This window comes from Larsenimonas suaedae (assembly GCF_023712105.1).
In the GTDB taxonomy this organism is placed as follows: Bacteria; Pseudomonadota; Gammaproteobacteria; order Pseudomonadales; family Halomonadaceae; genus Larsenimonas; species Larsenimonas suaedae.
The window spans coordinates 331608-354846 of sequence record NZ_JAMLJI010000001.1 but is presented as its reverse complement, the minus strand read 5'-3'; the positions used below and the strand labels follow the sequence as shown (position 1 = coordinate 354846).

22 protein-coding genes and 1 riboswitch are annotated in these 23239 nt (G+C 61.2%); of the genes, 14 read left to right on the top strand and 8 right to left on the bottom strand.

Annotation, left to right across the window (positions count from 1 at the left end; translation table 11 throughout):
- Positions 1-5: 5 nt before the first annotated feature.
- The 5 genes from NAT49_RS01660 to nagA form a co-directional block, all read right to left on the bottom strand.
- A complete protein-coding gene (locus NAT49_RS01660) occupies positions 6-788 on the bottom strand; it encodes an ABC transporter ATP-binding protein (RefSeq protein WP_251589849.1) in 783 nt (260 codons plus the stop codon).
- The gene (locus tag NAT49_RS01655) at positions 785-1861 is read right to left on the bottom strand and encodes a FecCD family ABC transporter permease (protein ID WP_251589848.1); all 1077 of its coding nucleotides are present in this window, start codon (positions 1859-1861) and stop codon (positions 785-787) included. The genes NAT49_RS01660 and NAT49_RS01655 overlap by 4 nt, the downstream gene beginning before the upstream one ends.
- 225 nt (positions 1862-2086) lie before the next feature.
- Positions 2087-2884: a Cof-type HAD-IIB family hydrolase gene (locus NAT49_RS01650; RefSeq protein WP_251589847.1), complete on the bottom strand. Its 798-nt coding sequence runs from the start codon at positions 2882-2884 to the stop codon at positions 2087-2089.
- Positions 2881-3774 carry a glucosamine kinase nucleotide-binding domain-containing protein gene (locus NAT49_RS01645; RefSeq protein ID WP_251589846.1) on the bottom strand — a complete coding sequence of 298 codons (894 nt, stop codon included), beginning with the start codon at positions 3772-3774 and terminating at the stop codon, positions 2881-2883. Before NAT49_RS01645 ends, NAT49_RS01650 begins: the two co-directional genes overlap by 4 nt.
- A complete protein-coding gene (gene nagA, locus NAT49_RS01640) occupies positions 3767-4879 on the bottom strand; it encodes an N-acetylglucosamine-6-phosphate deacetylase (RefSeq protein ID WP_251589844.1) in 1113 nt (370 codons plus the stop codon). Before nagA ends, NAT49_RS01645 begins: the two co-directional genes overlap by 8 nt.
- A gap of 189 nt (positions 4880-5068) precedes the next feature.
- Here nagA and NAT49_RS01635 point away from each other — a divergent pair, with 189 nt between their 5' ends.
- The 6 genes from NAT49_RS01635 to gpgF all read left to right on the top strand — a co-directional run bounded on the left by NAT49_RS01635 (position 5069) and on the right by gpgF (position 11892).
- Positions 5069-6103: a CobW family GTP-binding protein gene (locus NAT49_RS01635; protein WP_251589843.1), complete on the top strand. Its 1035-nt coding sequence runs from the start codon at positions 5069-5071 to the stop codon at positions 6101-6103.
- Between the two features lie 72 nt (positions 6104-6175).
- Positions 6176-6808: an SDR family oxidoreductase gene (locus NAT49_RS01630; RefSeq protein ID WP_251589841.1), complete on the top strand. Its 633-nt coding sequence runs from the start codon at positions 6176-6178 to the stop codon at positions 6806-6808.
- 86 nt (positions 6809-6894) lie between these two features.
- Positions 6895-8856, top strand: a complete 1962-nt coding sequence (locus NAT49_RS01625; protein WP_251589839.1) for an exoribonuclease II — start codon at positions 6895-6897, stop codon at positions 8854-8856.
- A gap of 75 nt (positions 8857-8931) precedes the next feature.
- Positions 8932-10059, top strand: coding sequence for an N-acetylglucosaminyl phosphatidylglycerol synthase (gpgS, locus tag NAT49_RS01620; protein ID WP_251589837.1), 1128 nt, complete (start codon positions 8932-8934; stop codon positions 10057-10059).
- A complete protein-coding gene (gpgD, locus tag NAT49_RS01615; protein ID WP_251589836.1) occupies positions 10052-10831 on the top strand; it encodes an N-acetylglucosaminyl phosphatidylglycerol deacetylase in 780 nt (259 codons plus the stop codon). Before gpgS ends, gpgD begins: the two co-directional genes overlap by 8 nt.
- Positions 10832-10869: 38 nt before the next feature.
- Complete coding sequence (gpgF, locus tag NAT49_RS01610) at positions 10870-11892, top strand: glucosaminyl phosphatidylglycerol flippase (RefSeq protein WP_251589834.1); 1023 nt, start codon at positions 10870-10872, stop codon at positions 11890-11892.
- 61 nt (positions 11893-11953) lie between these two features.
- Here gpgF and NAT49_RS01605 read toward each other — a convergent pair whose 3' ends face one another.
- Both NAT49_RS01605 and NAT49_RS01600 read right to left on the bottom strand, forming a co-directional pair.
- Positions 11954-12130: a hypothetical protein gene (locus NAT49_RS01605; RefSeq protein ID WP_251589832.1), complete on the bottom strand. Its 177-nt coding sequence runs from the start codon at positions 12128-12130 to the stop codon at positions 11954-11956.
- A gap of 273 nt (positions 12131-12403) precedes the next feature.
- On the bottom strand, positions 12404-12580 hold the full coding sequence (locus NAT49_RS01600; protein WP_251589831.1) for a hypothetical protein: 177 nt from the start codon (positions 12578-12580) through the stop codon (positions 12404-12406).
- A 323-nt stretch (positions 12581-12903) separates the two neighbouring features.
- Here NAT49_RS01600 and NAT49_RS01595 point away from each other — a divergent pair, with 323 nt between their 5' ends.
- The 8 genes from NAT49_RS01595 to astE all read left to right on the top strand — a co-directional run bounded on the left by NAT49_RS01595 (position 12904) and on the right by astE (position 22529).
- Positions 12904-15183 (top strand): putative bifunctional diguanylate cyclase/phosphodiesterase, encoded by a 2280-nt coding sequence (locus tag NAT49_RS01595; protein ID WP_251589830.1) that lies wholly within the window; start codon positions 12904-12906, stop codon positions 15181-15183.
- 51 nt (positions 15184-15234) lie between these two features.
- A riboswitch (FMN riboswitch) is annotated at positions 15235-15382 on the top strand.
- Positions 15383-15461: 79 nt separating this feature from the next.
- The gene (locus NAT49_RS01590; protein WP_251589829.1) at positions 15462-15938 is read left to right on the top strand and encodes a 6,7-dimethyl-8-ribityllumazine synthase; all 477 of its coding nucleotides are present in this window, start codon (positions 15462-15464) and stop codon (positions 15936-15938) included.
- A gap of 39 nt (positions 15939-15977) precedes the next feature.
- Positions 15978-16430, top strand: a complete 453-nt coding sequence (locus NAT49_RS01585) for an Lrp/AsnC family transcriptional regulator (RefSeq protein WP_251589828.1) — start codon at positions 15978-15980, stop codon at positions 16428-16430.
- Positions 16431-16628: 198 nt separating this feature from the next.
- Positions 16629-17612, top strand: coding sequence for an arginine N-succinyltransferase (locus NAT49_RS01580; protein WP_251589827.1), 984 nt, complete (start codon positions 16629-16631; stop codon positions 17610-17612).
- A gap of 10 nt (positions 17613-17622) precedes the next feature.
- On the top strand, positions 17623-18666 hold the full coding sequence (astA, locus tag NAT49_RS01575) for an arginine N-succinyltransferase (RefSeq protein WP_251589826.1): 1044 nt from the start codon (positions 17623-17625) through the stop codon (positions 18664-18666).
- Positions 18663-20123, top strand: coding sequence for a succinylglutamate-semialdehyde dehydrogenase (astD, locus tag NAT49_RS01570; protein WP_251589824.1), 1461 nt, complete (start codon positions 18663-18665; stop codon positions 20121-20123). Before astA ends, astD begins: the two co-directional genes overlap by 4 nt.
- A complete protein-coding gene (gene astB / locus NAT49_RS01565) occupies positions 20120-21472 on the top strand; it encodes an N-succinylarginine dihydrolase (protein ID WP_251589822.1) in 1353 nt (450 codons plus the stop codon). Before astD ends, astB begins: the two co-directional genes overlap by 4 nt.
- 16 nt (positions 21473-21488) lie before the next feature.
- The gene (astE, locus tag NAT49_RS01560) at positions 21489-22529 is read left to right on the top strand and encodes a succinylglutamate desuccinylase (protein WP_251589820.1); all 1041 of its coding nucleotides are present in this window, start codon (positions 21489-21491) and stop codon (positions 22527-22529) included.
- 98 nt (positions 22530-22627) lie between these two features.
- Here astE and grxD read toward each other — a convergent pair whose 3' ends face one another.
- Entirely contained in the window at positions 22628-22978 is a 351-nt protein-coding gene (gene grxD / locus NAT49_RS01555) for a Grx4 family monothiol glutaredoxin (RefSeq protein ID WP_251589818.1), read from the bottom strand.
- Between the last annotated feature and the right edge of the window lie 261 nt (positions 22979-23239).

Here is a 23239-nt window from a genome sequence, read left to right as displayed (position 1 = left end):
GTGCGTCAGCCTCGACGCACGTTGACCGGATAGATGGCGGTGTAGGCGCCGTCATCGACCGATAGCGTCCGGCAGGTCACGCCATAGACCTCCGATAATCGCTCGGGGGTCATGATCTCCGCCGTCGCGCCATGGTAGCGCCGCGTGCCATCGACCAGCATTAACGCGTCATCGGCGTAGCGCGTGGCAAGATTCATGTCATGCAGAATCGAGAGGGTCACGATGCCCTTCTCCCGGGTGTATCGGTGCACCGCCTCGAGCATCGTCAGCTGATTGGCGAGATCCAGCGCCGAGGTTGGCTCATCGAGCAGCAACAGCCGTGGCTTTTTCACCAGCGCCAGCGCAAGCGCAATCATCTGCCGCTCACCACCGGACAGCGCCTGCGGTACGGCGTCGGCGAAACGCTCGAGCCCGAGCCGGGACAGCACCTCCATCGCGGCGTCCTGATTGCCACTGCCGGTGCGCCAGGACACCCGGTGGCTGTTCTGGGCAAGCAGCAGCAGCTCAAAGACGCTCAGACGCACGTTCAGCGCGGTCATGTCCTGTGCCACGTAGCCAATGCGCTTGGCAGCCTCGACCCTTGTCAGCCGATCAAGGCGCTCACCGTCAACGTCAACCGTTCCCGAATAAGGCAACAGCCCGCACAGCGCCCGCATCAGCGTTGTCTTGCCGGCGCCGTTGGGGCCAAGGATCGACAGCGAACAGCCGTCGTCGACCGAGAATGACACGTGATCGACAATGCGCTTGCCGCTGCGATCAATGCAGAGTTCGGACACCGTGATGCTCATCGGACAGACAACCTCTGATCACGCATGATCAAGACAATGAAAAATGGCAGGCCAATCAATGAGGTCATCATACCGATCGGTAACGCAACACCGGGGATGATCAACTTGCTGGCAAGCGAGGCAAGTGTCATGAAGATGACGCCACAGGCAAGCGTCACCCCGACCATGAAGCGCTGGTCCTCGCCCACCAGCATGCGCGCGACGTGCGGCGCCACCAGCCCGACGAACCCGATGATGCCGACAACCGAGGTGACGGCGCCGGCGAGCACCGCCGCAAGCGCCAGCATGAGGATGCGAAGCCGTCGCACGTTAAGCCCGAATACGGCCGCCTCATCGCCAAAGCTTCGAAGCGCGGTCAACGCCCAGGTTCGCGTGAAAACAAGCACCAGCGCCACCACCATGACCGCGGCACACAGCTGAATCTGTGTCCATGAGGCGCGCATCAGTGACCCCATCTGCCAAAACACCATGCTTTGAAGCTGATCGGCACTTGCCAGGTACTGAACCAGCCCCAGCAGTGCGCTGAATACGAAATGCAGCGCGATACCCAGTAACGTGATGGTCTGAAGGCCCATACGCCGCCCGGCAAGCATCAAGATCAGACCGACCGTCAACAGCGAAAAGAAAAACGCGTTGGTCGCAACCAGCAGGCTCTGATTCAAAAACGGCAGCGCCGAGAGCACTGACGCATTGAAGGCAAGCGCCAGCGACGCACCGAAGCCGGCAGCCGACGACACCCCAAGCGTCAGGGGTTCAGCAAGCGGGTTGTTCAACACGGTCTGCATCAAGAGCCCGGCAAGCGCCAGCCCCATGCCGGTCAGCACGGCCATCAGGGTCATCGGCATGCGGAGCTGCCAGATGATCACGCGGGTGCTTGCCGAGACCTCATCCGGGCGAAAGAGTCCGTTGAGCACCTCAGACAGCGACAATGTCCCCGAGCCCACCATGATGTCGGCAATGAGGGCCGCGAATGCCAGCGCGATCAAAAGCACCAGCAACAGCGTACGACGACCGACACTGGCGCTGTAGCGTTCAGCCTGACCGGCACGGGTCTGGGTTACAAAAGAAGCCATGTCACTCCACGGTTGGTTCAGACACACCTTGAAAAAAGGCCTGACACGGCGTCAAGCGACACCGGTCGGCGTTTCATGGCCGCGTGGCAAGCGGCCGACATGGCCTTCGGGCCGGCCCCGCTTCAACGCGACCACCCGAAAATCAGGCGCTGAAGTATAAACATTCTTCTTTGCATCCGACAATCACTCACCTTTTGGCTCGACCTGTCCTCGTCTCCTCCCGACTTAGAGCAGTCGCGCCTTCAAGGTACGTGCCACGGCCGCGTCGCTGTGATCACCGATGACGGTCACCTCTGGAAGCGCCGTGAAGAGATGCGGATGCGCATTCGACACCAGGTGCGCCTGGCCGGCCACCGACAGCATCTCGTAATCGTTGAGATTGTCACCAAAGGCCAGGCACGCCGACGCCGGCAGTGACAGACGGTCGAGCAGCGCCTCAAGCGCCGAGCCCTTGGTGGCCCCTTTCGCCATGACCTCGAGCGAATTGGGCAGCGAATAGGTGATATGAACCTGAGCTTCAAAGCGAGCGCGCAACTCGGTTTCAAGCGCAGCCAGAAGGCGCGGCTCACCGATGAAAAAGACCTTGCCGACGTGCTGCCCCTCGAGGGCGGCCAGGTCGCCCACGCGATAGGAAAACCCCGTGCTTTCGTGAAAGGCCAGCAGATTGGGTGACTCGGCGTCGATCCACCAGTGATCGGCGGTATATACATTGACTCGAACATCGCCCGGGACATCCAGCTCACCGATCAAGGCGCTCGCCAGAGCGGCATCGAGCGGACGCTCGAACACCAGCTGATCATCCGGCGCGTGCAAATAGGCGCCATTGGTGCTGATGATGTGTGCCGAGACGCCCAATTGGCGCCGCACCTCTCGAATGTCCTCGACGTGGCGCCCCGAGGCGATGGCCAGATGATGGCCTTTTGCCTCGAGCGCCTGAAAGGTCTCGACCGTCAGCGGGTCCAGCGCATGCTGGCTATCAAGCAGGGTATTATCGAGGTCGGTGACTATTAATTGTGGCGTCATGACAGGCCTTTATGGATCGGTGTAAGTAACGTGGGATCATGCAGCAGCGCCAGCGCGCCGTCGAGGGCGTCGCCCTGAGCATCAACCAGACGCGCGCGATAGCGCTCAGGCAACCACTCGGACAGCGGGCCACCGAGCCCTCCGGACAACGCCAGCGGCAACCGGCCCTCGGGGTCGAGCGCCTCGATCATCTCGGCCATTTCCCGGCCCGCCCAATTCAAAAGCTCACGGGCTTTAGGATGAGTCGAGTGCACAAGCACAATCGGTGCAAGCCGCGCGAACGCATTGGCGTCCATTGCACTCAAGCGAGCCACCAGCGCTTCGATGTCCGTAACCTTGAGCGCTTGCGCCAGCGCCTCTGAAAAGGCATCCGGCACGCAGCGCCCATCAAAGGCCTTTTGGAGATGGCGCGAGGCATGAAGGCCAAGCCAGGCCCCACTGGCTTCATCGCCGACCGGAAACCCGAAGCCACCCACCAGCGACACCTCCCGCGCCGCATTCACGGCGGCGCCGATACTGCCTGTGCCGAGCGCCAGAAGAACGCCTGCGCGGCGTTGATGGGCACCGACCAGCGCCGTCGTAACGTCGCTTTCAAGCACCAGCGTATGACACACCGGCAGCGCGCTTTTGAACACGCGATGCCATTCGGGCTGATTAAGCCCGGCAAGCCCGATGGCAAGCGCGGTGGTCGACCAGTCAATCGATACACCGAGCGCAGCGCCGGCGCGGTGGATCAGCGGCTCGATCACGCCCCAGGCACTTGACGCCCCGCGCGAGAGCGCCGAGGGGCCGCCCTCGAGTTCAATGAAGGCGCCGGTCGACGCGCGTGCGCGAAGGCGTGTCCCGCTGCCGCCGCCGTCAACGGCCACCCAAAGGGTCGGCTCAGCCATGGTCGGCCTCGACGCGCTGCCCACCGATCCAGACGCCCTGGAGGTTGCCGTCTCGATCGAGCGCGAGCACATCGGCGCGACGGCCCGGCGCCAGCACACCGCGATCAGAAAGCCCCAGATACTCCGCCGGCCAGGTCGACAGTCGGTGTACGGCCTGCGCCAGCGTGTCTCCGAGCGTCATGAAATTCTTAAGCGCCTGGTTCATGGTCAGTGCGCTGCCGGCAAGCGTGCCATCCTCGAGCCGCACACTGTCGCCCTGTTTGAACACCCGCTGGGCCCCGAGCCGGTACTCGCCTTCGGGCATGCCGGCGGCAGCGGTTGCATCGGTGATGCCGTAAAGCCTTGGAATCGCCCGCATGGCAGCATGCATCGCGCCAGCTTCAACGTGCACCAGATCCGGGATGATTTCACAAAACGTCGCATGCGCAAGCGCAGCCCCGACGATGCCGGCATTGCGGTGCCCAAGCGGCGTCATGGCATTATAGAGGTGGGTAAACCCGCTGGCGCCTCGGGAGAGTGCTGTGCAGCCGTCCTCGAACGTGCCGCAGGTGTGACCGATCTGCACTCGAACCTGCCGGGCGGTGGCGTGCGTGATCAGCGCGTCGTGCCCCTCGATATCAGGCGCAAGCGTCATGACCTTAATCGGTGCCCGCGCCAGAAGCGTGTCGAACTGCGCGGGCGTGCCGGGGCACGCATAAGGCGGCTGGGCGCCGAGCTTGTCGGGATGAATGAACGGGCCTTCCAGATGCACCCCCAAAAGCCGCGCCTCATCAGGTGCCTGATGCCTCATTGCCTCGGCAATGGCGTCAAGCGCCGCCTCGATATCCGCCATCGGCGCGGTCATGGTCGTGGCAAGCAGGCTGGTGGTGCCAAATCGGGCGTGTGTCGAGGCCATGACATGCGCCGCCTCCCCCGCCTCCATCGCATCACTACCCCCGCCGCCGTGGACGTGCAGATCGATGAAACCGGGTACAAGATAAGGGGCGTCCGTGCCCGGTGGCGTTGCCTTATCGGCCGGCGTAACCGCCGTTATCGCGCCCTCCAGAATCTCGAGCGTGCCCCATTGCCATCCGGTCGGGGTCAGAATGTGTCCAGTCAGCGTCATGTCGTTCAAGGCCCTCAAGGTCAATGCCATGTTCGAACATAAAAAATGGTCGATGCGGTCGCGTACTGTACGCGGTTCATTTTCAAGGCGCACGCAAAGTGCGTAGCGCGGACAATATAACGGTATAAAAACAACGAGCGCGATCATGGCACACTACTAACTCACTCATCGAGCGGCCACGAAATCGACATGCCTTCAAATACTACCCTGCCCGTCATTGTCGTAAGCGGGTTTCTCGGCAGCGGCAAGACCACCCTGATCAACCACTGGGTTCAGGAACCCGGCATGGCACGCACGCTGGTCATCATCAATGAGTTTGGCGACATCGACCTCGATCACCCCTTGCGCGCTCACTCCCGAGGCGAGGACACGCCAACCACGCTGACTCTGACGGGCGGTTGCATCTGCTGCACACTTGAAAAGGACCTGCTTCACACCTTGAAGGATGCCCTGTGGCGCTTCGCCCGCCAGGGCACGCCGCAGTTCGATCGCATCCTGATCGAGACCACCGGGGTCGCCAACCCGGCACCGATCGTTCATACGCTGGCAAGCGATGCCCGGCTTGCCCGAAAGCTGCACTTCGAAGGCACTCTCGTGACCGTGGATGGCGCCCACGCGGCGCATTCGCTGAGCGCCTACCCGGACGCCAGCGCACAGCTTGCAAGCGCCGATCTGGTGCTCACGACCAAGACTGACCTGATCACCACCTTCCAACAAAACGCCCTTGCAACTCTGGTGCGCGCCCATTCGCCCCACGCACCGATGCTCGACGCACGCGACACGGAGGGCGCGACGGTGCTCGAGCGCCTGACGCAAGCCGTCAAGGTCGAGGCGCCCTTGACCTTCACCGTGCCCGGAACGATGTCACAGCCCGGCTCACTGCTGACCCCGAGCATGGCACCGGCGCACACCGAACGCTTTGAGGTTCACCGCATTCACATCGAGCAGGCCGAGCACCTGAGTGCCGAGTCGCTCGAGCAGGCCATCGACGAGCTGACTCATGACGCCGGTAAGGAGATCGTTCGCTTCAAGGCGCGCCTCAAGAGCCGGACCGGGCGCTGCATCTATAGCCAGGGCCTGCATCACAGCCGCGCCCCGACGCGAACCGCTTCGACGGAAAGCCCAGGTGACGAGGGGCTTGAGCTCCTCTTGATCGCACACCGTCCAGCGACGCCGACGCTCAAGAGCGCCCTGATGCGCCTGGCCAAACGCCTTGAGGGTTGAACTCGGCCCTGAATGAAGCCATATCCATTCGAGGACATCATTTTGCCGGTATAACGCCCCAAGGGAGGACCCATGACCACATTGATCGTTGGCGCGCATGGCAAGATCGGCCAGCGCCTTTGCCAGCTGGCCGTGAGCGCCGGCCAGCCCATCCGTGCACTGGTGCGAAACGAAGAACAGCAAAAGCGTCTTGAAGCCCTGGGCGTCGAGACCGTGCTCGGCGATCTTGAAGGGTCACTCGAGCACGCGTTCAAGGGCTGCGATGAGCTTGTCTTTACCGCCGGCTCCGGCCCCGATACCGGCCTCGACAAGACGTTGATGATCGATCTCAACGGTGCCTACCGCTGCGCAGAGCTTGCAGAAGCCTTCGGCTTCAAGCGCGTCATCATGGTCAGCACCCGCCATACCGATCCGCTCGACGGGCCCGAGGCGCTTAAACCCTATCTCTCGGCCAAAAAGGCCGCCGACTACCGTGTCGCGCAAAGCCCGGTGCCCCATGTCATCGTGCGTCCGGGCAAGCTGACCGATGAATCCGGAAGCAATCATTTCAGCCAATTTACAGACGGCGCCAATAACGGTGAGGTCTCGCGCGATAACGTGGCTCAGGTGGTGTGTGAACTTATGAGTGATCCAACACTTTTTGAACTCGAGTTCGATCTGCTTGACGGCGAACAGGACTGGTCGTCGTTCAAAAGTGCGCTCTGAGCCGCCGGATCACTGAAAATCCCTTTCCCCATCAAGGGCGACCCCTTATAGTGGGGCGCCCTGACCCGCCAGACACGATTGACACTATGCTGCAAAACAACTCGTTGCTTGCTCAACTCAAGCAAGACATCCGAAGCCAGACTCCGCGCGTTACTGGCACGATCAAGGCCACTGACAAAAGCTATGGCTTCATGGACGGCGATGATGGCAACAGCTATTTCATTCCGCCGCCCCACATGAAAAACGTGATCCATGGCGATCGCGTCGAAGCGGCGCTTCATACCGAAAACGAACGCCAGAGCGTGGAGCCGGAAGTTCTGCTCGAGCCCGGCCTATCCCGTTTCATCGGTCGCGTTAAAAAGCGCGAGGGTCGCGTGTCGGTCGTGCCGGATCACCCCTCGATTCGAAACACCCTGAGTGCACGCCTTGCCAAGCAGCTCGATGACAGCACGATCAATGACGGCGACTGGGTCGAGGCAAAGCTTTTGCGTCACCCGCTAAAGCCGGATGATCGCAGCTTCTACGTCCAGGTCGAGGCGTTGATCGCGCCGTCCGATGCCGCCGATGTGCCCTGGCGTGTCACGCTTGCCCGTCACGCACTGGAGCAGGCCTCGCCGAGCGACAAGAGCGAGTGGCCGCTGCTTGAGGACAGCCTTGCGCGGGAAGACCTGACCGACCGGCCGTTTTTCACCATCGACAGCGCCTCTACCCAGGACATGGACGATGCCCTGTGCATTCGCGAACGTGACGAAGGCGGCTGGGTACTGACGGTTGCCATCGCTGACCCGACCGCCTACGTTCAAGCTGGCGACAGTGTCGATCTCGAAGCGCGTCAACGCGCGTTCACGGTCTATCTGCCGGGTCAGAACGTCACCATGCTGCCGGAAACGCTGGCCAACGACCTGTGCTCGCTGAAGGAAGATCAGGTGCGTCCGGCGCTTGCCTGCGACATCACCGTCGCCGCCGACGGCAGCATCGAGGACCACCGTTTCTTTGCCGCCCATGTGACCTCCAAGGCCAAGCTCAGCTACGACAACGTATCCAACTGGCTCGAAGGCACCGAGGGCGCCACCTGGACACCGGATTTCGATCACGGTGAATCCCAGCTCAAGGCGCTCGAGGCACTGACCCATGCCCGCTATCAATGGCGCCTGGCCAATGCACTGGTGTTCGCGGACCGTCCGGATTATGCGTTCGAGCTCGACGAAGTCGGCAACGTGCTGGCCATTCACGCCGAGCCTCGCCGTATCGCCATGCGGATGATCGAAGAATCGATGATTCTTGCCAACATCTGCTGTGCCAAGCATCTGGCCGAGCATGTAGGCCACGGCATCTATAACGTTCACACAGGCGTTGCGCCTGAAAAACGCGACCAGGCGGTCGAGTTTCTGGCAACCCAGGGCGTGGAAGCAACACCCGACCAGCTCGGCGAACTCGAGCGGTTCACCGCCCTTCGTCGTTCGATCGAAGCCAAGGGCGATGCCTGGCTCGACGCTCGTCTGCGCCGGTTCCAGGGCTATGTCACCATCACGGCGACACCCGGCCCCCATTTCGGCATGGGCCTTGAGGCCTACGCGACCTGGACCTCGCCGATTCGAAAGTACGGCGACATGATCAACCATCGCTTGCTCAAGCAAACACTCGCTCAGGGCGAAACGGCGCTGCCGGCCGCGGAAACCGAAACCGAGACCGAACACCTGACCGAGCGTCGCCGGCTGAACCGCATGGCCGAACGCGACGTCAAGGATTGGCTCTATGTGCGTTTTCTGCGCGAGGCGGCCGAGACCAACCAGCCCTTCGATGCCGAGATCATGGACATCAAACGGGGCGGCATGCGCGTCCGGCTTCTCGACAACGGCGCCACGGTGTTCATGCCAAGCTCGACGCTTCACAGCGACAAGACGGCTGTGGCCATCGATGACAAGGACGGTATCGTTCGTATCAGTGACGCCGTTGCCTACCGACTCGGTGATGCGGTTCGCATCGAACTCAGCGAAGCACGTGAAGACACGCGCTCGTTGATCGGTCGCCCCGCCGCCGCCCAGTAAGCCAACGCCCGCATTCGCGGGCCTTGCCTGTTTCACACTCGGCCCGGCGATGGGCCCGACGGAGGTATCGGCACCGTGCACATTGCCGATGTTACGATGTTCTATGCGCCTTCAAGTGGAGGCGTTCGCACCTATATCGATGCCAAGCGCCGTCGCCTGCCCCAGCCGGGGCAGACGCGGCATAGCGTCTTCATCCCCGGTACCGAGCACCGCGAGATCGACACTCATCTCTATACCGTGCCGGCACCGCCGCTGCCCTTCAGTACCGGCTACCGCTTTCCCCTGCGCCGTCACCACTGGTGTCAGGCGCTTGAGCGGCATCGGCCGGACATCATCGAAGCGGGCGACCCGTACGTCACCGGCTGGGCCGTGCGTGACAGCGCCCGGCGCCTTGATGTGCCGGTGGTCGGTTTTTATCACTCCGATTTACCGGTGCTTCTTGGCAAGCGGTTCGGCACCTCTGTCGAGCGCCTGACCCAGCGCTACGTCAAACGGCTTTATGGGCATTATCAGCGTGTGCTCGCACCAAGTGCCCTGATGGCCAACAAGCTCGAACAGGCAGGCGTTCGCCACGTAAGTGTTCAGCCGCTCGGAGTCGACCTCACGACATTTCGTCCGGAACTTGACGACAGCGCACGCGTCAAACGGGAGCTCGGCCTTGATGACGAGACGCGACTTCTGATGTTTGCCGGTCGTGGCTCGCCTGAAAAGAACATGCCGATCCTTCTGGAAACCGCCCGTCAGCTCGGCGACGGCTATCACCTGCTGTTGGTCGGCTCCAACCTTCCAACGCAGCTGCCCGAGAACGTCAGCTGCACAGACCACTTCTGCACGCCCGATGAGGTCGCCCGCTACATGGCCTCAAGCGATGCCCTGCTGCACGCCGGCACGCAGGAGACCTTTGGATTGATCGTATTGGAAGCCATGGCCTGCGGTACGCCGGTGGTGGCCGTACGCGCAGGCGCCTTGCCGGAAAACGTGCCGGAAACCTGTGGACGCCTGTGCCGCCCGGACGACCCCGCGGCAATGGCCGATGCGGTGCGCTCGCTGTTTGAAAGCGATCAAGACGTGCTTTCTCGACACGCGCGCCAGTTTGTCGAGCGCCGCCACGACTGGGACATCATCGTCGAGCGGCTGCGCGGTCATTATCAGGAACTGCTGACGGGGGCCCCGGCCTCCGAACTGGAAATCGAACATGGCTGAACTTATTCATTCGGGCCGGGACATGCTGGTCGCCCTGCATGATATCGCCCCGCAAACCTGGCAGGACTACCGCCCGTTCGTCGAGGCGATCGATCGCATGTCGGTCTCGGTTCCGATGACCTGGCTGGTCGTGCCTGAATTTCATCACGGCAAGTCAACCTTCGATGATCCAGCGTTCATGTCGCTTCTGGAATCGCGCCTTGCCAAGGGCGATGAGCTGGTGCTTCACGGCTATTACCACTGTGATGATGCCCCCGCGCCCCGCACGCCGAAGGACTACTTCATGCGCCGGCTCTACACCGTCGAAGGCGAGTTCTACGGACTGGCAGAGCGCGAGGCCACCGAGCGCCTGAACGCCGGCATGGCGCTGTTTGAACGCCAGGGCTGGCCGCTCAAGGGCTTCGTCGCCCCGGCCTGGCTCATGAGCGAGGGCACCCGCTCGGCGCTTCGCACCAGCGGGCTTGATTACACCACCGACCCTAAAACCATCTACAGCCTGCCCGAGTTCGAGGCCCATTCGGCCCCGACCCTGGTCTGGAGCGCCCGCAGTGCCTGGCGTCGCAAGATGTCGTATCTGGTCAACGAACGCGCCAAGCACAAGCATCGTGAGGCTCAGGTCGTAAGACTCGGGCTGCACCCGGTGGATATGCGCTATTCGGTCGCGTTCGATTACTGGATCAAGGCGATCGAGGACATGCTGGACGAGGGCCGGACGCCACGCACCAAACATCAATGGCTTCGCGCCGGCCGGCCCCATCGGGCCAGCGCCTGATGCACACCCCTTCTATTTAATCTGCATCGGATGCGGTTATGACACGAACGCTTTGGCTTCTAGGCGCAGGCCTTCTGGCCATATTGCTGGTTCCCCTGTTTCTTGGCGGAAGCGGTCTCTTCGCCCAATTGCAGGATTTTCCGTTGACGCTGTTGTTGACCATGCTTGGCATGATCGTCGTCTGCTGGAACCTGAACGCACTGAAGCTTCGAATCCTTTTGAAAGGGCGAGCGACCGATTTTGGCCACATGCGGGCCTTCGGCGTGGTGATGGCAAGCGAGTTCGCCATCTGCGCAACCCCCGGCGGCACTGGCGGCCCGCTGACGCTGATCTCACTTTTGACGCGTCACGGCCTGCGCCCGGCCCAGACCACGGCGGTATTCGCCGTCGATCAGTTGATCGATCTTCTGTTCTTTCTGTCTTCCCTGATCGCACTGTCGATCTACATCCTGATCAAGGCAGTGGATCTGCAGGTCGGCTGGCTTCTGGGCGTGCCGATTCTTTTGCTGACGGTCGGGCTCAGCCTTCTGTTTCTGATTGCGCGCTACCACGACCGCGCCATCCGGTTCGTCGCCCAGTGCCTGGTGCGCTTTCGCATCAAACCGGAGCGGCGCCAGCGCTTGAACCGTCGCCTGCTGATCTTTCGGGACTCGCTTCGAGAAACCCTCAAGATGCCGCGAATGCTGCTAATCAGTGCCTTCGTGGTGAGTGTCGCGCACTGGCTGGTGCGCTACAGCATTCTCTATTTCACGGTGATCGGTCTTGGCAAGCATCTGGACTGGACCTGGACCTTTCTGGTACAGATGCTCTCAATGGCGGCCGGTCAGCTGACGCTGCTGCCGGGCGGCGCCGGCGGCACCGAACTGAGCTCATCCGCTCTTCTCGCCCCGATTCTTGGCCAGAGCACCACCGCCGCCGCCATCCTGATCTGGCGCGGCATCACGTATTACTTCTACCTGATCGCAGGCGCGCCCATCTTTCTGATGCTGGCTGGCCGCCCTCTGCTCAAGCGCATTCTGCGGGGCAAGACGTCCAAGGACGACTTTCAGGAGCTAAACTGAAAAACGCCGCAATGCGGCGTTTACCCAAGTTTCAGATACCTCGACTCGAAAACCCCTTGATTCAGTTGCATGAGGACGGCGACTCGGGCCCCGGCACGCACGGCGCGGCCGCGGTTTGAGAGCCTTCATTGTCCACCTTGGGCGGGTCGAGCTTGACCGTATAGTCGCTGCCGCCCCCGCCTGCGCAGCCCGTTAATGCAAGAACGAGCGCCGCGACTGCCAGTGTGTAAGGGTTCATCGCCTTCCTCCTGTCCGATTGTTTTCATTACCCAGCATGAAGCCTTCCAGTGTAGCGCCTGTGTCGCTAGGCGCCTGTACGGGGGTCAGTGTGTCCGCGCATGTGCGCTGGAATCGCGACACGCTCGATCAGCTCGAACACAAGCTCGGTCACGACCGCGAGCGGGTACTAACCGGAGCGTCGCCATCCATGGTGTGTGTCCTTTGTTGATGCGTCCAGATGACAGTCAAGTCTGGCACAGCCACAAAAAAACGCCCCATTGGGGCGTTTGGTTCAGCAGTTGCCTTTCTTGGCCTGGCCGGGCGGACAGAACCCACCCTGACCGTGATGGCCGTTGTGGCCATCATCGATGATGACCGGTGGTTCAGCCGAAATGCGGGCCGGGTGATAGCTGCATGCCGAAACCATCAAGGCAGCCAACACAACAAACAAACAGCGCGATAGCAACATTAAACCTCTCCCCCTCTGACTGAACTTATTTAAAGCATTCTGAGCGCCTAGCGCATCGAAGTGGTGCAGTAGCGCCCTTAAAACGATACGCGGATTCACGGCGTGTCGCCTGCCCTGCACCTCACTTGGCCTCACTCACTACTCTCTTTGCATGGAATGAAAATTGCATAGTGCCTTACTGGCGCTCGCGGTACATGAAAGACGTACGATTGCGACATTAAGCGTCTGGAACAAAAGAGTTATCGGCCATCGCTTCAATTTATTGCATACACCGACGATAAGATACCTATACCATCCAAGGACCGCGCCGCGCAGACTTATACATGGATACTCTGGCCCACTCAATTCCCCCGACGCCCGCCGATTATAAAGCGCGGTTTCTGATCGCGGCGCAGCGTGATTACACCCGAGGCTCGACCCTCTTTTCAGCCGCAGCCCAGGTATTTTGCGCACTGATCATGCTGTTCGTTCCCGGAGTCAACGGCGAGACCGGCTTACTCCCGCTGTGGGCGGCAGCGATCTGCACGCTTTCAATCACCCTGCTGCTGCTTCAACGCCGATGGCAGAACTGGGACCATAAACTGTTTGAGCGTGCCTTTTTCATCTACAGCCTGCTTCTGGCCGCGTGCTGGGCAGCACTACCGATCGTTACGTTTCCCGGCACATCACCGGACCTTCAGGTGTTTATAAGCCTTGCCATTGCAGGTGTCATCGGCGCAGGCAGCTTCACCCGGGCCGCCTATCCGAAAGTGTTCACCAGCTGGATTGTCGTGATCTGCACTGGCTGCGCTATTGCCATCAGCATGATGCCCGACAAGCTTCTATGGCACTTTCTGTTGATCGTTTCCTGTTATTGTCTGGTGATCTCGGTCATCAGTTACAAGCTCTTCAAGACTCTTCAAGCCCGGAGCCACAGCGAGGCTGAACTTGCCCACCGCAACGAGTTCATGGGGGTCTTGCTCAATGAGCTGGAACACTCTTTAAGCGATTGGCTGTGGGAAACCGATGCCCGTTTCACCCTGACCCATATTTCGCCCCGCCTCATGCGGGTGACTCGGATGAGCGAACAGGAGTTGGCGGCGCGCCCGGTCACCGAACTGGTGCGGGAGTTTGCCTGCAATGAAAGCTATCAGGAACTTACCGAGTGCGTTCGGGCACGCAAGCCCTTCAGCCGTGTGGTCGTTCGCTTTGATTTGAAAGGCTCGAGTCACTGGTGGGAAATTACCGGTAAGCCAAGCTTCGATGATTCGGGGCGCTTCATCGGGTACCGAGGCGTCTGCAGCGACGTAACTGCACGCCAGCGCGCGAGTCTCGGCATGGCGTATCTCGCCGAGCATGACAGCCTGACCGGCCTCAAGAACCGGAGCTGGTTTTTGCAATACCTTCAGGTGCAAACGCAAAAGGATACCCTGGATCCCCCGCCGAAACGCCTTGCACTGATGATTCTCGACATCGACAACTTCAAACCGATCAACGACCACTATGGTCACAGCTTCGGTGACAAGTTTCTGGTGCGTTTCTCAGAGCGCCTTCAAAGCGCACTCGGCGGCTGGTCGAGCCACGCCGTTCGTTTGGGTGGCGATGAGTTTGCCATTATCCTGCACGTTACCGACCTGGATGAGGCCAAACAGTTTTCCCGGTCGCTGTTCACACAATTTCTCACACCGCTTCCCGTCTATCAGCATGCCATCAAGGCTCAGTTTTCAATCGGCCTGGCCCTTCTGCCACGTGGTGAACACACAACGCCTCAACATCTGATCCTCAACGCCGACATCGCGATGTATGAGGCCAAGCGCCTCGGGGGGCAAACGCTTGTTAACTTCGACCAGGCCCTCGGCGAGCGAATTTCCGAGCGCCAGACACTCATTCACGATTTGAAGGCCGCCCTCGACACCGATCAGCTCTCGCTTTACCTGCAGCCGATCGTCGAGGCAAGCAAGCAAAGTATTGATCACTACGAAGCCCTGCTGCGCTGGCAGCACCCCACCCGGGGAATGATAGGGCCCGACATATTCATTCCGCTGGCCGAGGAAACCGGCCTGATTCACCCGCTGGGCAACTTCGTGATCAAACAGGCCTGCACCCTGCTTGCAGCGCTTCCCGAGACCCAGGGGCTTGCGATCAACCTGTCGGCTCATCAATTGGTCGACCCGGCGCTTTATTCGAATATCACCGAAGCCTTGCTTGAAGCCAACGTATCTCCAAGCCGTCTAACGCTTGAGGTCACGGAAAGCGCACTGATGCAAAATGCCACCGAGGCCAAGATTCTACTCGAGCGCTTTCATGAACTCGGCGTGACGCTTGCGCTCGACGACTTCGGCACCGGGTACTCCTCGCTGGCCTACTTGAACCTGTTTCCGTTCGATACGCTCAAGATCGACCGTTCGTTCGTCAATCAGCTCGGAAGCGTCAAGGACAGTCAGCCGATCATCTCGACCATCATTTTGCTTGCCCGTGAACTCGACCTGCGCGTGACCGCCGAGGGGGTCGAAACCGAGGCACAGGCCTTCCTTCTCAAAGAACTCGGCTGCCATGCGTTACAGGGGTATTATTTCGGCCGCCCCAGCCCACTGGAAGACCTGGCCTTGCCGCTGACACACTGATGGTTTTCAACGCGGCCAAGGCCCGCTATTATCGACTCGCCCCCAAGGGGCATTCGTTCTCAGGGCGGGGTGCAAGTCCCCACCGGCGGTGGTTCGGCACAGTGTGTCGACAAGCCCGCGAGCGCCTGCATCGACAGGGTCAGCAGATCCGGTGAGACTCCGGAGCCGACGGTGATAGTCCGGATGAAAGAGAATGAGATTTCAGCCTGCGCTCATGGCGTCGCCTGCATTCCATGCTCATGCCCTGATTCTGGTGACACGACCTAGAGATAAAAGCCATGAATCAGCTCTCACCTTCAAGTTACGCAACCAAGGCCCGTATCGGCTTCATTCAGGCCGACTGGCACAGCGATATTGTTTCAAAGGCACGCCACGGCTTCGGCCAGGCCCTCGAGGCGCTGGGCCTCAATGAACAGCAGATCATTGATGTCACGGTTCCGGGTGTGCTCGAGATTCCACTTCAGGCGCGCCTCATGGCCGAACAGAATCAGTGCGATCTGATCGTTGCAGCCGGATTCATCGTCGATGGTGGCATCTATCGCCACGACTTCGTCTCGAGCACAGTCATCGATGCCCTGATGCGCGTTCAGCTCGATAGCCTCGTACCTGTGCTTTCCGTGGTACTCACACCGCACAATTTCCAGGAAAGCGAAGCGCATGAGGCATTTTTCCGCGAGCACTTTGTCGCCAAGGGTCAGGAAGCGGCCAACGCCTGCCGCATGACACTTGACAACATGGCAACGCTCAAGCGTTGAGCCACCGGCCCGGTGCTGCGCACCGGGCCGGCTATACCCATGCTCGACCGCATCGATCTCGCCATTCTCGACATCCTGAAACGCGATGCCCGCATCAGTTTTCAGGCGCTGTCCGAGCGCGTTCATCTAACGCCGCGCCCCTGTCAGGCTCGGGTGCGAAAACTCGAACGCATGGGTGTGATTCGGGGGTACTGCGCGCTCGTCGATGATTCAGCCGCACGTCCAGGACTCTCCCTTCTGGTCCTGGTCGCGCTGTCGAGTCTGGGCGGCCGCCAGGCTCAACGGCGTTTCGAGGCATTGATGCAAAACTGCGACGAAGTCATCGAGTGCCGCCTGATCAGCGGCGCGTTCGATTACAGCCTTCGCATGCAGTGCGCCGATATGGAACATTACCGCCAGCTGACCGAAACGTGGCTGAACCATACCGAGTTCGAGATCGACAAGCTGGTCAGCAACCCAGAGCTCAGCGTACTCAAACACCCCTACGCCTGAGCGCTTCCCGCACATCAACACCGAAGTACATCTCTTTATTACCCCCCCAAACAGCCGATTACGCTGTTTAGCTTTCGCCATACAGCTGAAAACAGTGTGCCTACGCTATAAAACGACCGGGATTGCGCGCGAAGAACATCGACAATAGTCAGACCACGTCGTCTACAGTCAGAGATGACCTCTCGTTTCGGAGCGCCCATGCCCGTTGTTCGCACCGCCACTTTTGATGATCGCCCCAGACTCGATGCGCTGCGCTCGCGACTGCACCCCTGGTGGCCACAGGACACCCTTGATGACGCGTTGTGTCAGCTTGCCGACCCCTGCGCTGATGCACGCGAGACACCGAAATCAGGTCACGCGGTCATCCTGATGATTGAAAACACCCATGGCGACATTGTGGCCTTCGCGGCATTGGCCCTTGGCGCCGTCGAAGGGACACCGCCGTTTTTCAGTTTCCATCGCGACCGAATCACCAGCCACTCCCATGCGCTAGACGTGCACCGCCCCCTTGAGACCCTTGGCATCACCAACGCGTTGACCCATCACATTCGCCTCGGCCCGATTGGCTTGTTCGATACCGCCGATGTTGAAACGACCCAACTGCTCGCAGCGGGCTGTCTCGGGTATTTATTGACCGCCAATCACGCGCGCGCCCCGGTTCTATGCGAACTGCCAGGTACGTCCGACGCGCACGGTGAAAGCCCCTTCTGGCACGGCGTCGGCGGGCGCTTTTTCGGCGTAAGCCACGCTCGAGCCGAGGCGCTGTGGCAAGCCCGCCAGCGCGATTTCCTGGCTGACATGCTGCCGCTTTATCCGCTGTACGTGCCTCTTCTGCCTGAAACGACTCAAGCCGCGCTCGGCGTCGAACACGAAACCCTAACGCCCTGGCGTCACGCATTGGAGGCGCTCGGCTTCGTCGAAAGCGAGTATCTGGACATTTTCCACGGGGGCCCCACCCTCATCGCCACCGCCGATCATCTAAGCGCTCGAACGCGCCGCACCCAAGCGACGACGTCCCCGCCACCGGGAAGTCTTTGGGTCAGACCGCCCAGCGCAACAACCCCCTTTGAAGCCGGGCTACTCGATACCGACCAGGATACTGCGTTCGAGCCTGACGCCCTTATTCAGTACTTTGAGGCGCCGTACCCCACCAGCGCCTCGTCTGCCGGAGATTGCCGATGAGAGTTCACCGATGAGAGTTCGCCCGGTCCGTGCGACCGATCTCGATGATTTGATTCGCCTGTCGGCCAAGGCCGGCAAGGGGCTGACCTCCCTGCCCTCGGATCGAACGCGACTTGCTGCGCGTATCGATCACGCCGAGCGCACGTTCAAGGGCCATAATGTCTATGGCGAAGGGGATTTTCTGTTCGTGCTCGAAACCGATGACAGCCAGGTAATCGGCATGTGCGGTCTGATGGACGCCGTCGGCATTCAGGCGCCCTGGTACAACTATCGAGTCAGCCTGTCGGTGGCCTCAAGCGACACCCTGGGCGTCATCAAGCACCAGGACATCCTGATGCGCTCCAATGACCTGACGGGAAAATCCGAGCTGTGCTCGCTGTTTCTCGACCCAGGCTTTCGCGGCGGTCAGGCCGGGCGGCTGCTGTCCAAATCCCGGCTGTTGTTCGTGGCGCATCACCCCGAGCGGTTTGGTGACTCACTGGTCGCCGAGCTACGAGGCGTCAGCGACGACAGCGGCCGTTCCCCGTTCTGGGAGAGTCTGGGACGCCACTTCTTCGACATGACCTTCAGTGACGCCGACTGGCTGACCGGCATCGGCAACAAGCGCTTCATCGCAGAGCTCATGCCGCGCTACCCCATATACACCACCTACCTAAGCGACGAAGCGCGCGCAGCGATCGCACAGGTCCACCCGGATACCCAGGGCGCACGGCGACTGTTGGAGCAGGAAGGCTTTCACTACAACCACCACATCGACATCTTCGATGCCGGCCCCGCGCTCGAGTGCCCGCTTGACCGACTGCGCCTGGTTAACGACCGCGTGTCGGTGACCCTGGCTACGCTTGAAGGCAGCGTCAAAAGCACGCTTGCCGAACCCTTTCTGGTACTTGCCGGCGAGCTGGACCACTGCCGTATGACGACGGCGTTGGCTTACATGAAAGACGAGATCCTTTTCGTCGATGACGACACCTTGCGTCGGCTCGAATGCCTGACCGGGACAACCGTCAGCGCCGCCCCCCTTGCCGCCACACGCCAACACAGGAGCGTTTCATGAACTCACTTTTCATCAATGGCCAGTGGCTTGCAGGCCACGGGCCGAAACTTGTGTCCACCAATCCCTCAAAAGGCTGCCTCGTGTGGCAGGGAATGAGCGCGGACAGTCGCGATGTCGACCGCGCGTTCGACGCCGCACGCGCCGCGTTCCCGGCCTGGGCGCGCCAATCGCTTGAACATCGTCAGGCCATTGTCGAGCGCTTTGCACGCGAGCTCGAGGCGCACAAGGAGACGCTTGCGCACCTGATCGGCTCGGAAACCGGTAAGCCGCTGTGGGAAAGCGCGACTGAAGTCCAGGCGATGATCAACAAGATCGCTATCTCGATCGACAGTCAGGCTCAGCGCACCGGCGACCATCGACGCGAGCAGAACGGTGCTACAAGCGCGTTGACCCATCGCCCTCACGGCGTAATGGCGGTATTCGGGCCCTATAACTTTCCCGGCCACCTGCCCAACGGCCACATCGTCCCGGCGCTTCTGGCCGGCAACACGGTGGTGTTCAAACCCAGCGAACAGACCCCGGCGGTCGCTGAAAAGACCGTCGAACTGTGGCAGGCCGCAGGGCTTCCCGATGGCGTCTTGAATCTGGTACAGGGTGCCCGCGACGCCGGTCAGGCCGTGGCCAGCCATCCCCAGCTCGATGGCCTGTTGTTCACCGGCTCCAGCGCCACCGGCAAGGCACTGCACCAGCAGTTCAGCGGCCAGCCCGGCAAGCTGCTGGCGCTCGAGATGGGCGGTAATAACCCGCTCGTGGTCGAGGAAGTGGCCGATCAGGAAGGCGCGCTGTTCACCATTTTACAGTCCGCGTTTCTGTCCGCCGGTCAGCGCTGCACCTGCGCACGCCGCCTGTTCGTGCCCGAAGGCGCATGGGGTGATGCACTTCTTGAGGCGCTGGTCGAGCGCACTCGCGCGCTGAAGGTTGGCCATTTCGACGATGACCCGGCGCCCTTCATGGGCAGCGTGATTTCACCGAGCGCCGCCCAGGCGCTGATCGAGGCCCAGGCACGCCTACTCGAGCAAGGTGCCAAAGCACTGCTTACATTGACCCAGCCGTCGCCCGAGAGCGCTCTGGTCACCCCGGGCATCATCGATGTGAGTGCCATCGAGCCCCCTGACGAAGAGTGGTTCGGGCCCTTGCTGCAGGTGGTGCGCTATCGTCAGTTCGACGATGCGCTCGCGCGCGCCAACGCCACCCGGTTCGGCCTGTCGGCGGGGCTGATCTCGGACGAGCCCGCGCAGTTCGAGCGCTTTCGTATTGAAAGCCGCGCCGGCATCGTCAACTGGAACACGCCACTGACCGGTGCGGCCAGCACAGCGCCGTTCGGCGGTATCGGCGATTCCGGCAACCACCGCGCCAGCGCCTGGTACGCCGCCGACTACTGCGCCTACCCGGTGGCCTCAATGGAAAAACCGGCCGCCACCGCCCCGGATAAACTGCCACCGGGGATGACGTCATGACGCTTGAAACCAATTTCGACGGCCTGGTCGGCCCGACGCACCACTACGGTGCCCTCGCGGCGGGCAATCGGGCAAGCCAGCGCCACGGACACCGGCCCTCCAACCCAAAAGCTGCGGCGCTTCAGGGCATTGCCAAGATGCGCGCACTGCTGGATCTGGGCTATAGCCAGGGCGTGATTCCGCCTCAGGAGCGCCCGCATTTACCCACGCTCAGGCGGCTTGGCTTCACAGGCGATGATCGATCCGTACTCGCGCGAGTTGCCAGAGAGGCCCCAGCGCTTTTAAGCCAGGTCAGTTCTTCTGCCAGCATGTGGGTCGCCAACGCCGCCACTGTCAGCCCATCTGCGGACACCCGCGATGGCCGCGTGCATTTCACGCCGGCCAACCTGAATGCGAGCCTGCATCGAAGCCTCGAGCACCCCACCACCGCCCGAGCACTCAGCGCTCTCTTCAAGGACCCGGCGCACTTCGCGCATCATCCGGCGCTTCCAGACGTGGCTGCGTTCGGTGACGAGGGGGCGGCCAATCACACGCGCCTGTGCGCCGACTACGACCAGCCAGGCATTGGGCTCTTCGTCTACGGCCGCGAGGCGCTCTCACCAAAGGCACCCAGACCGCGCCGCTACCCGGCCAGACAGACGCTCGAGGCAAGCCAGGCAGTGGCTCGCCAGCACGGCCTGAACGCTGAGCGCGTGGTCTTTGCCCAGCAGACTCCGGACGCCATTGATGCTGGCGTCTTCCATAACGACGTGATCGCCGTTGGCAATCTGCGCGCGCTGTTTTACCACCAGCGCGCCTTCCTGGAGTCAGACCGCGTGCTGAGCGCGCTTGGCCACGCACTTAATAAGCTCGGCACCGAGCTGGTTCCGATCGAAGTGCCCGATAATCGCGTAAGTCTCGAGGACGCCGTCGCAAGCTACCTGTTCAACAGCCAGCTTCTGGACGCCGGCAAGGGTCAAATGCGCCTGATCGTGCCTCAGGAGTGTTTGACTACCCCAAGCGTTCACGCGTTTCTGGACGAGCTTCTTCAAGGCGATGGGCCAATCAGCGACGTTCAAGCCTTCGACTTGAAGCAGAGCATGCAAAACGGCGGCGGCCCGGCGTGTCTGCGCCTTCGAGTCGCACTCACCGAACGCGAACGCGCCGCGGTGGCACCCGGCGCAATGATGACCCACGAGCGCCTGGATTGCCTGACAGCGTGGGTCGAGCGCCATTACCGCGACCGGCTCAGCGCCGAGGATCTGTTTGATCCGAGCCTGCTCGAGGAGGTGCACACGGCATTGGATGAGCTGACACACCTGCTCGGGCTTGGCGCGCTCTACGATTTCCAGCGGCAGGGAGAGATCTGATGAGAGGAAAGATCCGATGACAGTGCAGGAACTGGGCGCGCTTTTAGACTTGACCCGCGCCAACAAAAGGCCGCGAGCCCATCACGAACGAACCGCGCGCGGGACCGTGCTTGACTGGCTGGATGATGGGTTACTGCGCGTCACCCCGGCCACAGCCGAACCCGCAGCGCCAGCGCTGGTACTTTCAGCCGGCATTCACGGTAACGAGACCGCGCCGATGGAGCTGCTCGACCGACTGCTTAGGGCCATCGCCGAAGATAAGCTGATTCCGGCCGGGCCGCTTCTGATCGTACTGGGTAACCCCGAGGCCATTCGACACGGCACGCGCTATGTAGAGGTTGACCTCAACCGCCAGTTCAATGCAGCACACCAGGGCCCTCTCGCCGAACATCAGCGGGCCAAGGTGATCGAACAGACGGTCGAGGCCTTTTACCGCGACCACGAGCAACACCGGCGGCGCTATCACATCGACATGCACACCGCGATTCGCGCCTCGCACCTGATCAAATTCGCGCTGGTGCCCGGCACCCCGGAACACCCCCGCGATACAGAGATGCTTGAGCTGTTGGCGTGCACCGACATCGAGGCGGTAGTGGAGCAGTCAAGGCTTGGCATCACCTTCAGTAACTTCACCTACGGTCAGCTCAATGCGCATGCGGTCACGCTCGAGCTTGGCAAGGCCCGCCCCTTTGGTCAGAACCAGGACGTCGACGTCAGTGCACTCGAGCACACACTGACTGCGCTGATCGCGACCGGATGGCTTGATACCGCGGCGCCCCGCCGCCCGCTTCGTTGCTTTGGCGTGAGCTTTGAGATCCTGAAACAAAGCGAGGCGTTCGTGCTGCACGTCAACGACGATCAGCCCAACTTCGTCGAGTACGCAAAAGGCGCATGCCTGGCCGAGGACGGCGATACGCGCTGGATCACAGGCTCAAAGCGCAACTGGCTGATCTTTCCCAACCCGAACGTTGCGCTTGGGTTAAGGGCGGGCATTGTGCTGCACGAGCGCCCCACCTTCACATCCAGCGACACGTCGGGCCGCTCTTACATCACGTGATTTGGCCGTGCAAGTGCTTGAAGCAGACACACTCCCACGCATTACGGCATAAAAAAAGCCCGCCAAAGGCGGGCTTTTCAGACAGCGGGCCGTCACGCTTATTCGGCGTCAGATTCTGACTGCGCGTTGCGCTTGCTGGCCGCCTTGTTGATCACGTCCTGAAGTTCACCGTTTTGATACATCTCAACGATGATGTCGCAGCCACCGACCAGCTCATGGTCGACCCAAAGCTGCGGAAACGTCGGCCAGTTGGCGTATTTCGGAAGCTCTGCCCGAATATCGGGATTGTCCAGAATGTTGACGAAGGCAAACTGCTCGCCACAGCCCATCAGGGCCTGAACGGCCTGCGCCGAGAAACCGCACTGCGGCAGCTGGGGCGTGCCTTTCATGTAAAGCAGAATGCTGTTTTCTTCGATCTGCTGCTTAATCGTATCAAGCGTCGCGCTCATGGTGTTTCCTCGAGTAATTGCGTCACGAAAGTCGCTTTCGTGAGTGGGCGAATACGGTCATTCTACGCATGGCCGGCCAAAAAATCAGGGGGCCTGGCCGCCGATTATGGTCTAGATGGGGGCATAATTGCGTCAGACAAGGACAGACGCTAGGATGTAGCGTTTTCCGAATCAAGGCGGCCCTGCCGGGCCGCGCCAGAGAGGCGCTGCGTTGCAACGTAGCGCTTTTTTCATTGCCGGTCTCGCCAATGTGATAACAAA